This window comes from Mesorhizobium sp. M0778 (genome assembly GCF_040320105.1).
Taxonomy (GTDB): domain Bacteria; phylum Pseudomonadota; class Alphaproteobacteria; order Rhizobiales; family Rhizobiaceae; genus Mesorhizobium.
The window spans coordinates 14,461-29,266 of sequence record NZ_JAMYPA010000032.1 but is presented as its reverse complement, the minus strand read 5'-3'; the positions used below and the strand labels follow the sequence as shown (position 1 = coordinate 29,266).

The 14,806-nt window shown below is 58.6% G+C and carries 17 protein-coding genes; 14 read left to right on the top strand and 3 right to left on the bottom strand.

The window, feature by feature from the left end; genetic code table 11:
- Positions 1–161: 161 nt before the first annotated feature.
- Together NKI22_RS29105 and NKI22_RS29100 are read left to right on the top strand one after the other, a co-directional pair.
- Positions 162–569, top strand: coding sequence for a hypothetical protein (locus tag NKI22_RS29105; protein ID WP_352959408.1), 408 nt, complete (start codon positions 162–164; stop codon positions 567–569).
- Between the two features lie 1,286 nt (positions 570–1,855).
- Positions 1,856–2,053: a hypothetical protein gene (locus tag NKI22_RS29100; protein WP_031193688.1), complete on the top strand. Its 198-nt coding sequence runs from the start codon at positions 1,856–1,858 to the stop codon at positions 2,051–2,053.
- 131 nt (positions 2,054–2,184) lie between these two features.
- On the opposite strand, the gene NKI22_RS29095 is transcribed toward NKI22_RS29100, so the two are convergent.
- Positions 2,185–2,388, bottom strand: coding sequence for a hypothetical protein (locus NKI22_RS29095; RefSeq protein ID WP_352548929.1), 204 nt, complete (start codon positions 2,386–2,388; stop codon positions 2,185–2,187).
- Positions 2,389–2,814: 426 nt separating this feature from the next.
- On the opposite strand from NKI22_RS29095, the gene NKI22_RS29090 reads away from it, so the two are divergent.
- The 8 genes from NKI22_RS29090 (at position 2,815) to NKI22_RS29055 (ending at position 7,383) form a co-directional block, all read left to right on the top strand.
- Positions 2,815–4,149, top strand: coding sequence for a site-specific integrase (locus NKI22_RS29090; RefSeq protein ID WP_352959405.1), 1,335 nt, complete (start codon positions 2,815–2,817; stop codon positions 4,147–4,149).
- Between the two features lie 145 nt (positions 4,150–4,294).
- Complete coding sequence (locus NKI22_RS29085) at positions 4,295–5,182, top strand: hypothetical protein (protein ID WP_352959402.1); 888 nt, start codon at positions 4,295–4,297, stop codon at positions 5,180–5,182.
- A gap of 134 nt (positions 5,183–5,316) precedes the next feature.
- Entirely contained in the window at positions 5,317–5,529 is a 213-nt protein-coding gene (locus NKI22_RS29080; protein ID WP_352959399.1) for a helix-turn-helix transcriptional regulator, read from the top strand.
- A 9-nt stretch (positions 5,530–5,538) separates the two neighbouring features.
- Positions 5,539–5,742, top strand: a complete 204-nt coding sequence (locus NKI22_RS29075) for a hypothetical protein (RefSeq protein ID WP_352959396.1) — start codon at positions 5,539–5,541, stop codon at positions 5,740–5,742.
- Positions 5,739–6,053, top strand: a complete 315-nt coding sequence (locus NKI22_RS29070) for a winged helix domain-containing protein (protein WP_352959393.1) — start codon at positions 5,739–5,741, stop codon at positions 6,051–6,053. Before NKI22_RS29075 ends, NKI22_RS29070 begins: the two co-directional genes overlap by 4 nt.
- Entirely contained in the window at positions 6,050–6,310 is a 261-nt protein-coding gene (locus NKI22_RS29065) for a hypothetical protein (protein ID WP_352959390.1), read from the top strand. Before NKI22_RS29070 ends, NKI22_RS29065 begins: the two co-directional genes overlap by 4 nt.
- A 1-nt stretch (position 6,311) precedes the next feature.
- Positions 6,312–6,800, top strand: a complete 489-nt coding sequence (locus NKI22_RS29060; RefSeq protein ID WP_352959387.1) for a hypothetical protein — start codon at positions 6,312–6,314, stop codon at positions 6,798–6,800.
- Positions 6,801–6,804: 4 nt separating this feature from the next.
- Positions 6,805–7,383: a hypothetical protein gene (locus NKI22_RS29055; RefSeq protein WP_352959384.1), complete on the top strand. Its 579-nt coding sequence runs from the start codon at positions 6,805–6,807 to the stop codon at positions 7,381–7,383.
- A gap of 252 nt (positions 7,384–7,635) precedes the next feature.
- Here NKI22_RS29055 and NKI22_RS29050 read toward each other — a convergent pair whose 3' ends face one another.
- On the bottom strand, positions 7,636–9,363 hold the full coding sequence (locus NKI22_RS29050) for a DNA methyltransferase (RefSeq protein ID WP_352959381.1): 1,728 nt from the start codon (positions 9,361–9,363) through the stop codon (positions 7,636–7,638).
- 246 nt (positions 9,364–9,609) lie between these two features.
- Here NKI22_RS29050 and NKI22_RS29045 point away from each other — a divergent pair, with 246 nt between their 5' ends.
- From NKI22_RS29045 to NKI22_RS29030, 4 genes are all read left to right on the top strand, one after another.
- The gene (locus tag NKI22_RS29045) at positions 9,610–9,759 is read left to right on the top strand and encodes a plasmid mobilization protein (RefSeq protein ID WP_352959378.1); all 150 of its coding nucleotides are present in this window, start codon (positions 9,610–9,612) and stop codon (positions 9,757–9,759) included.
- Positions 9,759–11,024 (top strand): hypothetical protein, encoded by a 1,266-nt coding sequence (locus tag NKI22_RS29040; RefSeq protein ID WP_352959375.1) that lies wholly within the window; start codon positions 9,759–9,761, stop codon positions 11,022–11,024. The genes NKI22_RS29045 and NKI22_RS29040 overlap by 1 nt, the downstream gene beginning before the upstream one ends.
- Positions 11,025–11,232: 208 nt before the next feature.
- Positions 11,233–12,558, top strand: a complete 1,326-nt coding sequence (locus tag NKI22_RS29035) for a hypothetical protein (RefSeq protein WP_352959372.1) — start codon at positions 11,233–11,235, stop codon at positions 12,556–12,558.
- A 278-nt stretch (positions 12,559–12,836) separates the two neighbouring features.
- Positions 12,837–14,579: a hypothetical protein gene (locus NKI22_RS29030; protein ID WP_352959369.1), complete on the top strand. Its 1,743-nt coding sequence runs from the start codon at positions 12,837–12,839 to the stop codon at positions 14,577–14,579.
- Here NKI22_RS29030 and NKI22_RS29025 read toward each other — a convergent pair.
- Positions 14,576–14,761 carry a hypothetical protein gene (locus NKI22_RS29025; RefSeq protein WP_352959366.1) on the bottom strand — a complete coding sequence of 62 codons (186 nt, stop codon included), beginning with the start codon at positions 14,759–14,761 and terminating at the stop codon, positions 14,576–14,578. The two genes, NKI22_RS29030 and NKI22_RS29025, sit on opposite strands and share 4 nt — an antisense overlap.
- Between the last annotated feature and the right edge of the window lie 45 nt (positions 14,762–14,806).

The following is a 14,806-nucleotide window of genomic DNA, read 5'->3' as shown; positions in this document are numbered from 1 at the left end:
GGATTTCTTGAATGTCCTGGTGAAACTGTCCCCTGCGGCCGACACAACTCCCCGCAAGCGCCATAACGCGGCATGCTCGATTTGGTTCCAGACGAAATTGCCGCTATGCGGCAGGAATTTCGCAGCCGCATTCACGAAACGACGAGCAACAAAGATCCATAATGGTTGTATCGATCACTATTTATGCCAAACGGAACATCTCGAAAAAACTCTCGTTGGGTATAGATCGCGATAGAGCGATGCAACTCGATGGAGACACTAAGATGATGAAAATTCTCTCTGCATTCCTACTTGCTATCGGCCTGGCCACATCTGCCATGGCACAATCGATGGGCTCCGGGGCCGGTAGCGCCGATGGCAATACCGGCGTCAACACAGGCACTTCCGGCGGCAACATCGGGACCGGCAGCGCAACTACCCCGAACACGATCGATCCGAACGCAACGAACGCCACCACGCCGCAGACAAACGGTATGGAGGACCGCTGCAAGGATACGGCGGGCAGCGATACCGACAACAATACCCCCAGCGGCGCCATGACGTCGGATATGCAGAACTGCAACAAGTAACGGAGTTTTGCTCAGCGGTCATTTCAGCCCGCTGCCTGGTTCAGACCCGGCGCTCGCGGTTCAAACCACAGCCAGAAAAATGCACTGACCGGGCACGGGCTCACTACTTTTGGACCGGCGAGCCCAAGCCGGGCGGCCGACTACACTAGTCTCAGCTAGGTTCCGCGATAGGCGGCGGGCAGCCCGGGAGCGCAAAGAGTGGGGGAGTCATTTCCAAGCCAGTTATATGCGACGATGGCTTAGTCCAATTTAATGGACGATTTCGGTTAAGCGCTGCAACTGATAAAACAGTTAGGAAACAGTTGGCACTCTCGCTGAAAACAGCGGCGGAACAGTGTCCGATGCGCACTGAAAACAGTGAAGGAACAGCGACCCGGGCAAGGGAATTTCATGCCTGAAAACAGACCGGAAACAGACGGGACGCGACCCTGGATTCTGGCGCACTATATCCAGACTCCAATAGCGCGCGACGAATGGGATTCGCGACCAGTACGCGCGCCAGGGGGAGTTAGCTCAAAGAACCTGTATTAGGTGGCAGTTAGATAGTGTCTCAGTTTGAAATTTTGCCGCTCGCCGCTCGCCTGTCGCACCGCGCACGGCGCACGACCGGCCGAACCAAAGAAGAGGCGCGCTCCCTTGTTTCGCGCCGTATCCCCATCTAGCCTGCACTACTTTCAGTTGTGGGGATCGGGTATGAAACAGAATCAGGTTGGCACTCGGCGATCATTCGCAGGCAACGCATTGGCCATCGGGCTTTTGATGTCGAGCATATCTCTGGCAGGGTGCACTACAGTTTCGACTAGCGGCGCGGATGGATGGCTTACGAAGCGAACTGCTTACGGGGTTTCCGACGCAATGGCTAAGAAGGGCATGATGCCCGTAGCCGTCGACTGCCGGTTCGATAGAACAGATCCGGACAATGCGGCCTTTGGATCCAAGGTTACGTGGAAACCTGCCCCACCAAACTTCCTCTGGCAGTGGCATGTCGGCTATCCCGATTACGTTGCGACGAAGGAAGCTAGATCACGCGCAATGGGCCTCCATCGCGTGTTTTCGAAAAGGGTTCGTGATCAGGCAACGGGTCAAGTGGTTCAGTGTTCGATCTGGACGAATTGAAGCCGCTCGGCCTCGGCCCAAAAGGGAATCGATTCCGGCTTGGGGGTGACTACCGATAAACGCGATTATCGCTGGCGTCCGTCACAGCTGAAGAGGGAACCGATGGCAGAAGCTCAGCACATCACGAAGATCGTCGACGGCGTGGCAGCCTACGGCTCGGAGAAAGCGAAATGAGCCACCAAGCTGCAATAATGCGAGCACTTCTCGTTGGCATCCCTTTCCTGATTCTTATGGCGTTTCTGCTTTGGATGGCAAACCGCTCAAGGATCGTCATGGCAAACGCCGCGAAAGAGATCGCCAAAGAAATTCGGGAAAATACGGCAGCGGTGAAGGCTCTTAGCGAGCGTATCGACAAAATGAAGCGTTAGTCCAAAAGACCGATTTTCATGTGGCGATACCGGGCGCCGTCGAGCCACCGCATCCAATTGGCCGGTATAATTAGCGGTATCCCGGTCGACCGCTGCAGCTGAAAACAGTTGGGGAACAGTAGCTTCGGACCTCAGTCTTGGCTCGGCTTACCAGACATGCGGTTGTCGATATCAGTCAACTTGGTCAAGATGCCTTCTTGCGCCTGCACCATCGCTTGCTGAACGTGGATGAGTTTGAACGTGAGCCAGATAGAAACCCAAAGGCTTGCTGCGAGATAAATCAGCATCGGCATCCAGGAGATGAAGATCCCGAGCAGCGAGTTTTCCGATTCCATATTGCCCCCACATACGATGTTGCCGCGATATCCTTGCCGCCGGGCGTGCATGAACGCAAGCTACTGGCGCCAAGATCGATATCTCGTCCACCGCTGTCAGGCATTGCTGCTTCGGACCTGAAAAATGTTTTGTGCGGTGCGCTGGCGGTGCCCCGGACCTTTCCAAGGCAAGGCCCCTGAGGGGGTGGAAACTAATTTTCTGAAAACGTGAAAGAACTTTTGGTGGAGCCAATCGGAATCGAACCGACGACCTCTTGAATGCCATTCATAGGGTCTGACTTTCGTTCTGTTTCCGTTCGTTGCACCGAGTTTCCGCAAGCCTGTTGTTTTCAAGGCAAATCAGCTACTGTCTTTCCGTGAGTATCGCCGGGTTTCCCTTTTTAGGGTGCCCCGGCGGTGCCCCGACCTCAAACCGGGCAAGCGGAAATGTCAGAAGGCGCCAAGTCCGTCAAAATCACAAAGCGCGTGGTGGATGCCACCAAGCCGAACGGCACAGACTTCTATGTGTTCGATAGCGAGCTGATCGGGTTTGGCCTTCGCGTCCGCGCTACTGGTGGCATGTCCTATATCGTCCGCTATCGCGCCGGCTCGGGAAAGAATGCCCCGGTCAAGCGGGTCACGATTGCCAAGGTGGGCAAGGTGACGCCTGATCAAGCGCGCGACGTTGCGAAGGACCTCCTGGCCTCTGTCGTCAAAGGGCAAGACCCGTCGCGGGACAGAGCCGAAGAGCGCGGCGCCGTGACGTTCGCGAAACTGGCCGATGCCTTCCTCCACCATGTGGAAGCGCTCAAGAAAGCGAACACTCACGCACAATATGCCCACATGCTGAACGCTTACGCAGTGCCGCAATTCGGAACGCGCAAGGCGGCTGCAGTCACCCCGAGCGATATCGCCGGCCTGCACATAAGCCTGAAGGCAAAGCCGACGACCGCGAACCGGGTTCGGGACGTGATTAGTTCGATGTACGGATGGGCTATAAAGGGCAAGATTCTGCCCAAGATGGAAAACCCCGCTGCCGGCATCGCCAAGTATCGGGAGGCGAAGCGAGAGCGGTTTCTGTCGTCAGAGGAAATCCTTCGGCTGGGCTCTGCCATCCGTGAAGCTGAAACCGTTGGCATCGCATGGGAGCCTGACCCGTCCAAAAAGGCCAAGCACGCCCCTAAGGCGGGCAACCGGGTTGTTAAGCTAGATCCTGCATCGGCTGCGGCGCTTCGGCTGTTTATCCTGACTGGTGCCCGGTTGCGGGAAATCCTGCATCTGACATGGGACATGGTGGACCTTGAACGGGGCCTGTTGCTTCTGCCCGACAGCAAGACGGGACAGAAGACAATCATCCTGAACGCCCCGGCTCAGATGGTCCTTGCCGAGCTGCCGCGCATCGATCGTTACGTTATCCCCGGCAAACCGCGAGCTCTCAAGAATGGCAAGATGGAAAGTCGTCCGCGCTCGGATCTCAAGCGCCCTTGGCAGATGATACGCAAGCGCGCCGGCCTCGCGGCACAGGCTGACAATCCTAGCTTTAGGGTGCGCATCCATGATTTGCGGCACACCCATGCATCAATAGGCGTCGGCGCCAATCTTGGCCTCCCTATCGTGGGCAAGTTGCTCGGGCACACGCAATCCCGCACGACCGAACGCTATGCGCACCTTGAAGCCGACCCGCTGCGCAAGGCATCGAACGCAATAGGCAAGCGCATTTCCGAAGCGATGGGCGATGCAGAGCCGCCAGCGGCGGAAAATGTTGTGAAACTAAGAGGATGAAAAATTCTCAAATGCCCCAGAACCGGAACACTCAAAAGGTTCAAAAGGTCTGACAGACCCGCAGGGATAGGACGGCCATCCGATAAGCCGGTTAGCACCACCGGTTTCCCTGCGGCCCTCAAGGTGTAATCGCGAAGGTGCTGCGATGAGCGGACGCATTCAGTTTTGGAGTAACCGGGGGCGATGGCCTAGTGAGGTTCCGGGCTTTGTGTTTGCAGCTCGCGCTGTTCTCAAGGTTGGGCCGGCGATTCATGGGAAAGACTGGGTTGGCACAGAACCCGTGTCGCCCGATCCATATGGACTGCCAAAGCTTACTCTTCCAGACGGTCGCATAATCCGCCTTTCTCAATCCTCGGCAAAGCCGGGGCAGAAGCAAAGCATCAACACGCTTCTGCTGAAGTATCGGCCGGATCTGGGTCGGAAGCCCGCTGAATACGGTGCCTATGGCCCAAAGCCTTTGATTTTTACAGATGAAGAATGGGATGCTGGCCTAGACCTCGCCGCACAGGCTGATGGGGAATTGATAGCGCAGCGCTGGCGTTTCAACGAAACGGTTGCGCTGATGTCCAGAGCGTGCGGAGAGGGCAAACTGGTTTCTGCTTTGCGGCCCAAGCAGGGCGGCAAGATGAGCGACCCGCTGCCCGTGTATCTTTGGCATACTGAGCCCGAACGCGCCGCCATTCGCTTTGATTGGGGACAGATGAACCCAGCCAAGCCATTTGACTACGCTCTTGGCGGGGACGCCTTCCATTATCTGTATTTCGGAGAGGAGAGCCTTGACGCCCTTTTGCGTTCTTTGCCCGCGCCAGGAGCCGACAAGACGGGCGCGCCAGAGACGCAGCGCAGGCAAACTTCGCAGGGGGCCGCGATAGACCGCGCTCTGGCTGAAATTCCACAGTGGGGCGGGAATGTTCCGCGCGGATTAGCCCCAAAAAAACGAGACGCCCAAATACAAGAGTTTGCCAAGGCCTACGGGCTGTCGATTCCCGATCAGCGGACAATTAGACGGCATCTCAAGGAAAAAGGACAATAAGCGCCCATTTGCGGACAGATTGGCGCTAAATTACCCTGGCCCAAGTTGTCCCTTGCTGACCCTGCCAAACTCTCGGAATGGGGTTCACTTTCAACGTGTTAGCCGCTCTATCGCGGTGTTGCACGGAGAAAGAAATGAACGCCACCTATACCCAAGAAGCCCGCAGGCTCCGCACCGATGGCGCGGCGCTTCATGTCGGGCTCTCAGCTTCCACCCTCGAAAAGCTGCGGCTTACCGGTGACGGCCCCGAGTATATCAAGCTCGGCCGCACGGTGGTCTACAGCACAGCCGACCTTGACTCATGGATGGAAGGCAACCGCCGCAAATCCACTTCTGTGGCCGCGTGAGGTGCGGACATGACCCCAAAAAATGAAACCGCAGGCTGGCAGGCCTGCGGCTCGGTAGTCTCGAAAGGTATCGCGCCTCAGGATTACCAAAACCGCACCGACATCGCAACAAGCTTCGACTACGCCGCTGCAAAGCTGACGGACCGTTTTCGCCTTCGGATCGAAACGGCTCGTGTTGTTTGCACCCTCTCTGGTTTGGGAGGCGCATCATGAGCCGCTCCAAGGATAAGATCTGGGTTCGCGCCAGGGTGCTGCCGGATGGCGAGCCGATGACCATCTATGGCCGTGAGGCTTGGTGCCTTCGCAGCCTTATCGAGGCCGGCGAAAAGGGCTGCACTCCCATTTCGCATCCTGGGCCACGGTTCGCCGCGTACGTCCACGATCTGCGGCATGATTTCGGGCTTGTAATCGAAAGCATCCACGAAGCACATGCCGGCGCCTATCCGGGCTCGCATTGTCGCTATGTGCTTCGCTCCAGTGTAGCCATCCTCGAAGACAACGACACAGCGAGGGCGGCGGCATGATGACCCCTGACGACCCTTTCATCAAAGATGCAGCCCGCGCATTCGCCAAGCTTGTAGCCGATTCCGATATCCACGTCGGTATCACCCAGAGCCCGGAAGGTCTCGAGGAAGTAGCTGCAACCGTCGTCTCCATTATGGGCGGTGGTGCGGTTTTCTCCCCCGAAACCGCTGCGGATCTGCGGCAGGCTGCCCGTGAGGGCTATCAGGAGCGGCTGAAATTCCTCAAGTCCATATCTGACCGGATTGGGGGAGGCTAAGGTGCGCGATTATTCCAAAATCAGCCCCAAGGTGTGGCGTTCTCCAAGGTTTCGGAGCCAGACAGACGATTCCAGGCTGCTCTACATCTATCTGCTCACATGCGAGCATCAATCCAGCGCGGGGTGCTTCAGGCTCCCCGACGCCTACGCCGCAGAGAACCTTAATTGGCCCATCGAACGAGTGCAGGCGGCCCGCACGCCGCTAGTGGTTTGCGAGTTGGTGGTCCACGACCCCGAAACGTTTGAGTACTTCGTTCCGCGTTGGTTCCGCCACAACCCGACAACCAACCCCAAGCACCTGCAAGGCGTGATGCGGCTGATTTCCGAGCTGGACAGTGACCCGGTTCGGGAGGCCGCAGATGCGGAACTTGAAGAGAGCTTGGAGACAAAGGCGCAGACCTCGACAAACGTGGTTTCTGCAATAGAGAAGTTTCCAGGGAATGACCGTTTAACCGGGTCAAACTACCTCTCTGGCAACGGGAGGGGATAGCCCTATGAAAGCCCTTTCCAAGCACTCCGATATACAGAGACAGAGACTGAAACTAGACAGAGACCGAGACGGAGACAAAAACCGAGACCGAAACAAGACTGAAACACACACCGTCATTTTCTCGAATGACCGCGTTCCCTCATCGTCGGCAAGAGGCTTTGGAGGGAAGAAAGGACGCAAGCCCTCGAAGGCAGCACCTTACGACCTCAGAGCATCACGGCGTGATGAGCGCTCCTACGAATGGCCGGAAGCGCTCTATCCCTTGCGGGACTGGCTTCGCAAGCATGGTGTCGATGTCGGCGCCCTCAAGAGCGAACGGCAGGCGCTATGGCTGGCAATAAGGCTCGGCCGCCAGGGCAAGAAAATGCCGCATCGGCTCCAGCCTCTCTTCCCTGCTCTGCTGAAGATCCAGCGCACGCTCTGCCCCACGATGGCAAAAGCCCAGAATGCCGCTTTTCGCCTGCCAGTTCCGGGGCGCTCCGAGCTTGGAACGTTCGGCCCGGCGTCGGCCGTCCGATCTGTCAGCATCGCTGCCTATCTGGCGGAAAAGGCTGCTGCACAGAACGGGGACCGGCATGGATAAGCCAAAGACCCTCACCCTTCAACAGGCGGCCGGCATAGCTGGCGCCTCTCCCGACACGATTGCCAGGTGGTGCAAGCGTTACGGGATTGGGAAGCAGCTTCACAGGAAGGCACCATGGCGCGTTGACCCAATCGGCCTGTCAATTGTCATGGCGGGGGACGCCGCAGCGCTTGCAGCATACCAACGATGCTCAGCGTGTTGAAGAAGCTCGCGAAGTCGCAACCGGCTAAGGGCGAAAAGAAGAAATCTTATCTACTTCGACTTGCGGCGGTAGCCCGATCGGGTCACTTCGATGTCTACGGCCCGTATCGACCGGTTTCCCTTGCGCTTCGGTACTTCTGCTGCGCCCTCAATCGGGAAAAGCATCTCGGTTTGGCCTTCGACACGCTTCCGCCCGCGCTTGGCTGGCGGTGGGGCTGTCGCCATCACCTCCGGCGAATCCAGCACGCCGGGTAAGTGCACAGGATATGGCTGAAACAACTGGTCGATGGTGACAATCTGGATTTTTTGAACCTTCCTCGAAGTGGGACCGATCTCGCCCTCTGATGCGGCCTCGCGGATCATAGGCCCGGTCGGCGGGTTGACGCAGACAAGAACGCCGATTTCCGCACCCTCCCGCTGAACAACCGACTTCAGCTTGTGAATGGCATCGACACCGACGTGAAGGCCGCCCTTCACCGACACAATAGCCCGGTGCGGTCTTTCGCTGCCGAGTTGATGATAGCGGATAATCCCATCAATACCGCCGTCCGCCCCCGGCTTTTCCTTTGGAAGTCCCCCCAACGCGAAGACCGCCCACTTCTGGAATTCCAGCCAGTCGCGCGCGGCGAGGACAAGCGCATCATCCGGGTCTTTGGGCCGGCCAAATAGCCTGTACTGTTGCTTGATGGGTTCCTTGAAAGCCTTAAGCAACCGGCCTTCAATGACGTGGATGGCCAGATAAGTAACGTCGATGCCTATCCACTTTCGGCCAAGCCGCTGCGCCGATTCAATCGCCGTTCCGCAACCGCAAAATGGGTCAAGAACGACATCACCAGGATTGGACGAGGTAAGAATAATCCTGTCTAAAAGGGCCAGTGGCTTTTGCGTCGGGTATCCGATGCGCTCCCCATGCGCGCCGGATAGGGAGGGTATATCGGTCCATATCGATTGCGCTGGCACGCCGCGCGATTCACTGAGAAGCAGAATCTTTCGCGGGTAGCCTGTTCGCGAGTAGTACAGTCGCCCTTTGTCATGGAGCTTCTGCATGGTCTCTTTGCTGTAGCGCCATGCGCGAGTATGCCCGTTCCATTCAAAGACAGGGTTGCCCTTCTCTGCCCCACCGGGACCGGTCAAGGGCGTCGTTGTAAACCGCTCCCCGGTCTTTTCATCGATCATCCGATAGGTCTCTTCGATGTATTTCGGATCGAGCGGCGTGAACTGTTGCGACCATCTGCGGTCATCGGATTTCGAATAGAACAACAGGATGTCATGCACCCGGCCGAAATGTTTCGACCCTTGACCGACATCGTTATGTGCGCCGTAGCGCTTCCACGCGATTTCATTGACGAACCCCCGGATGGTGAAAATCGAGTCGAGCAGGATTTTCAGATAGTGGCTCGCGGTCGGGTCGCAGTGAAGATAGAGCGAACCGGTCGGCTTAAGCACGCGCTGCATCTCTATGAGACGAACGGCCATCATGGCTAAGTAGGCCATCATATTACTGGTGGGAAAAACCTTCTGAAACGCATCGAGAAGCGCGCCGGCCTCCAAATGCCGTGACGCGGTTTCGTCTAACGCGCGCTGTGCATCTCGTCCCCAAGTCCATGTATCTACGAAGGCATGGGATTGAGCTTTGGACGCCCCTCCGTGGGTAGTCCCGTACAGGACATTGTAATTGGCGTTCGAATTAAACGGCGGGTCAAGATAGATCAAATCGACAGACTCCGCAGGCATTGCCCGCAGCACGTCTAGGTTGTCACCGAAATGCAGTTCATTCATAGCAGTATCCCCTGCTAATAAGATTGCAGGTCGTGGTTAAAAATTTGAGAATTAAAGTTCTATTTACTTGTGAGGCGGCGCTAGATGGGACTGTCACCGCTGCTTGTGAATGATCCAATCCAATAATTCAGGCTCAATCTTTTCGATCGCCCTGATGCGGGATTATGCCTCACTTTGCCGATGATGCGGAACGCCAGCAATAGCCCAGGATGATACATTTCCTGTGTTCGTTACAGGAGATTTCCCATGCGCCTCAGCGCAGCGATGATCGAAAACATCCGGCTTCGAGTTTCGCCCGAAGAGAAGCAAGCACTTCGCCTCGCTGCCAAGCGGCGTGGCCTAACTCTATCCGAATACGTGCGCGCCGCCGTTACCCGGCCGGTAGGTGAACGCTAGTGTCGTCGATCTGGGACTGGAGCAAGGTAGCCGCGGGAAACGCGACGGCCGATAGTGCCGTCAACTGGCAAGAAGGCCAACCGCCGAGCACCGTGAACGGCAGTGCCCGGCAAATGATGGCCCGCAATGCTGAATTGCTCGGCGACATCGGCGGTGCGTTGACGGCTGGAGGCAGCGCGAATGTCCTAACCGTGACTGCAAATTCGGCTTTCACCGCCTATGCAGACGGGCTGATCCTAGCCCTTCGAGGCGCTACGGATAACACGGCAGCCGCAACGCTCAATGTGAATAGCATCGGAGCAAAGTCGATCCGCAAAGTGACCGCGAGCGGCGACTCTGCTCTTTCAGGGGCAGAGATCCAAGCGGACGGCATCTATCTGCTGACGTATTCGAGCGCGCTCAACGCCTCCGCTGGCGGGTGGCAGTTACTTAATCCGACAATGGATTTCAGCAGCTTTGTCACTAAGACCGGGGCCGAGACGCTCACCAACAAGACGCTGACCAGCCCGATGATCAACGGTGGGACCAACGCCGGGGCGACGTTCACCACGGCAACCGTCACCACCCCGACCCTAACCTTGAAGCAGGGCACCGCGCCAACCCCGACTGCTGAAGGCGATATTCAGTGGGATACGGACGACGATCGGCTGATTATCGGAGATGGGGCCGCGCAAGCGGTATTTTCGAAGAACCCAGCGACCACGGTAGACAACACCGTTCCGCGCTTTGACGGCACCAAGGGTGCCACGCAGACCTCTGGCGTCTCCATCAGTGACACGAATGCTGTCACAGCCGCTGGCGGCTTCTATGTAGGCTCCGCTCGGGTTGGCGGCGCTCCTGATGCGGTTATAGAGGACCAGAAAACTTCAGGAACAAACGGCGGCAGCACAGTCGCGACCACTTGGACGACGCACGTTCTCAACACCGAAGTCTATGACCCGGATAGCCTCGTCTCGATCTCCTCCAACCAGTTCACAACCACCGTCGCCGGCTGGGTTGAATGGGAAGTTCTTGCTCAAGCTGGAAATGGCCTGGTCACGCGGCTGCAAAACATCACTGATGGCACGACTGCGGGAATGGGCATGTCCGCAAGATCGAATAACTCTCCCGACACTGGCATGGTCTCTGTTGGGGGCGCTCCGGTTGTCGCAGGGAAAGCCTACGCCGTTCAGTATTACGCCTTCGCCGGAGGCGGAAGCAGTCTTGGCTTGGCTAGCTCTCAGGGGACTGAAGTTTACGCCCGCGCCAAGTTCTGGCGCATCTGATGGTTGAAGACTTGGGCAGCTCGCCATTCACCCTGATGCAGTTCTGGAGGCTTCACCGCGACGAGTGCCGCCCGATCGGCTCAATAGTCGCTGACGCTCGCGCCGGGAAACTTGCCGGAGTGGAACCGCTGGAAAGCGGCTTCGGATTTGCCGTGCTAAATCCATCGGCAGCGCTTGCGGCCATGCAGTCTGCGAAAGGACGCTGAAAATGGACCTCCAAGAGCTTCTAGCTGGCCTGTTCGGTGGCCAAGGCCCATCTGTCGGCTTCCCGTCGCAAGTCGGGGACCACGCGAACCCCGCCGCCCTGATGCAGGCACAGCAGAGTTTTGCCCCTCAGATGCCACAGCAAGCGCCTCAGCAGCAGGCGATGCCTACGCAGGGCCAGAGGCGGCCAGCAACGCCACCGCAGCTCAGGCAAGGCGCGCCGGCCCCGGAAAGCTCCCCACAGGCCACCGCCACCTCGCCCGCACCTGGTGGTTTTGGCGGCGTTGGTGATTTCCTGCAGAACATCATCGCGCCCAATCGTGCCGCCCAGAATGTCACGGCAAAGTGGCTGCAAAGCCAGGGCCTCGATCCTGGCACGGCCACAGTGCTTGCGTCGGACAAGGGCGCATTGCGCTCCTACATCGTTCAGAGGTCGAAAAGCCAGGAGCCGAATGAATACGACCAGCGGGCTGCGGTGGCCGCGCAATACAATCTAGACCCCGCCACGCCAGAGGGTCGGAATTACATCCTGACCGGGAAGCTCGGCGGCGACGAAAACAAACCGACCAGCGACATCCAGAATTTCCAGTTCGCCAAGCAAAACGGCTATCGGGGCTCATTTGAGCAGTGGACGAAAGACAACAAGGGCGGTGTAAACGTCAACCTGCCTGGGGCGCCGAACATCGGAACTATTCCCCCCGGCTATGCGGCAAAACAAGACCAGGCAACCGGTGCTTGGACCATGGAGCCTATTCCGGGTGGTCCTGCTGATGAATCATTTGCCAATGCGGCCAAAGGTGAAAACGCTGCCACGGCAACAGATGTCATCACGGGCGCGGCAAGCAAAATCAGGACGCTTTCAAAGGAGCCCGGCGCAACCGGCTTGGTTGGGGCTGGCGCCTCCTATATCCCGAACACCCCGGCTGCCGAGGTTTATCGGCAGGTCGATGTTCTGAAGTCGAATGCCACTGTTGAAAACCTCAACGCCATGCGGGCGCAGTCCAAGACCGGCGGTGCACTCGGCAATGTCACCGAGGGCGAAGGCAAGATGCTTGCTGCTAAGTCGGGGGCGCTCGATCCGAAGTCGCCTTATTTCCAAGACCAGCTAGACGACTATGAGCGGACCCTGCTCCGTGTCGTTCACGGCAAGAGCGCTGGCGATCAGATTTTCGATGCAACGCGGCAAGGCTCCGATGCGCCGTCTCGGGTCAACAATCCAAATCCGCCCTCTGCCATTCCAGGTGGCGGCAAATACCGGAATCGAGCCGTGAACCGGCAGACCGGCGAGACCATAGAGTGGGACGGCAGCAACTGGGTGCCAGTACAATGAACGGTCAGATACCGCCCCCGCCGCCGGGCTTTGTCATCGTGGATGACCCTCGCCGGCAGCCGGCAGCTAATGCGATGCCCGCTCCGCCGCCGCCAGGCTTTGAGATGGTTCCAGCGACAGCGGTTGATCCGACGACAAATCAGCCTCCGGGCGTGCCTGCCTATGACCCGGGCGTGCCGGGCTATGACCCGCAGTCTGGCGAGATCAACCGCCCCGGCGATAAGCTCGGCGCTTTCGCGGGGGGCGCAATCAACGGGATGCCTATTCTAGGACCAGGAATGACAAACCTCGCGGCAGCTATTGCAGCGGGGCTGGCGCGGCCTTTTGCCGATGAATCCTACAATGACATTCGAAAAAGTATGCTTAGCGCGGATGAGCATGTGAGGACGAAAAACCCGCGTACAGCTCAGGCCGGCGGTATTGCCGGCGGCGTTCTTGGGACTGTCCCGGCCGTTCTTGCCGCTCCGGAGGCTTTTGGTGCGGGGACTGCTTCCCTGCTGGCCAGGATGCTCGCTGGAGGCGCGACTGGCGCTGCAATCGGCGGAGCAGATGCCGGGGTCCGAAACGGGCTGGCCGCTATCCCCGAGGGTCTGGCGTGGGGCGGTGGCCTGGGGGCAGTAATGCCCGGCATCGGCCAGCTTGTCGGGAAAGGCGTTGGTGCGCTCGCGCAGCGCTATGGCGGGCCAGCGATATCTGCTGCGGAGCGCATGTTCGGCCGGGCGGCTACGGCGGATTCCGCTCTCGACATGCCTCCGCGCCTTCAGGCCCTCGGCGATAGGGCCATGCCGATGGATCTTGGCCCGAACCTCCAGCGCCAGGCTGGAGCATTGGCCGCGACCCCAGGTGAAGGGCAGAGCATTGTGCGTTCTGCTATTGCCGCCCGCGATGCGGCTGCAAACGCTCGCATCGCTCAAGGGCTCGGACGCGAGCTTGGCCCGGCTCGCGTGCCTTCGCAAATTGCGGAAGAGATAGCAGCCAATCAACGCGCTCTAGGCCCCGCCTATGAAGAGGCATTCCAGGCCGCCCGCGCTGTTAACGCTGAACCGATCGCAAACAATCTTGACGCTATGGCGGTGCGCTTGAGAGGCGATGCACAAAGGGCGGTGCAGCAGGTTCGCAGGATGCTCAATGTCACCGGCACCGACGTTCTCGATCCCAATCCTCAGACACTCTTCCAGACCCGCAACGCCATCGACGGAATGATGGACGGGATGACAGACGGCAATGCAATCCGCGCCCTGACCGCCACGCGCCAACAGATCAACAGAGAGCTTGAACGCGCGGTTCCCGGTTTTCGCCAAGTGGACGCTCGCTTCGCGGAACTCGCCCGGCAGAACGACGCCCTTTTGCGTGGCCAGCAGGCGCTTGATAGCGGTCGCACTGCGCCAAGGCCGGCAGAGCTGCAGACAGAGATTAACAACGGCGCACTGCCACAAGGCGATATGCTCGGGCCCTCAGCCGTGCCGCTTCGTCTTCGCCAAGGTACGCGGGCGGAAATCGATCGGATCGTGGGGACGAACGCTAACGACCGGGTTGCGCTTCAACGGCTTGTGAAGGGTGAGGGTGATTGGAACCGCGACCGCTTGGCATCGCTGTTCGGCCAGAGCCGGGCTGACCGCATCATTGCCATTCTCGACCGTGAGCGCACGTTTGCTGACACGAGCGGCATCGTAACGCGCAACTCGGAAACCGCTGCCCGTGCTGCCGCCATGCAGGACATCGCTCCGCAGAAGGGCGGCCCCGGAATTGTCCGCTCAGCGCTCAATCTGCGCTTTGGCGACACTGCGGCCGATACGGTAGATAAGGTCATTGGCGGGGCCAAGTCGGCAGCCCAGCGTGCATCAAACACAGAGTTGGCACGGCTGCTCACATCGAATGACCCGGCAGCGATAGCCCGCAAGGTGCAGCTCGTTCAAGCAGCCCAGCGGCGCGGCGATATCTCTGCACAGAAGGCTCGCGAACTTATTCAATCGATGTCGGTGGAAGCCGCGAAGCAGCGGCAAGTTCTGCCAGCGCGCTAGTCGGACTCTCTGACCTGCCTGGAGGCTAAGGCAACAATGCCGATACCGAGAAAGAGACCGACAGTCATGCCGATGCCGAAATCCTTGCTGATGCCGGTCATCAGCCAATGAACGCCGAACATCGCGGCCGCCAACATTATGAAAGCAGCGGCGTAGAGAAAGCCTCGGATGTTCCTATCCATTTGAAACACATAAGCGCGCCTAGTCAGGCTGTCCAGAGAGCTAGC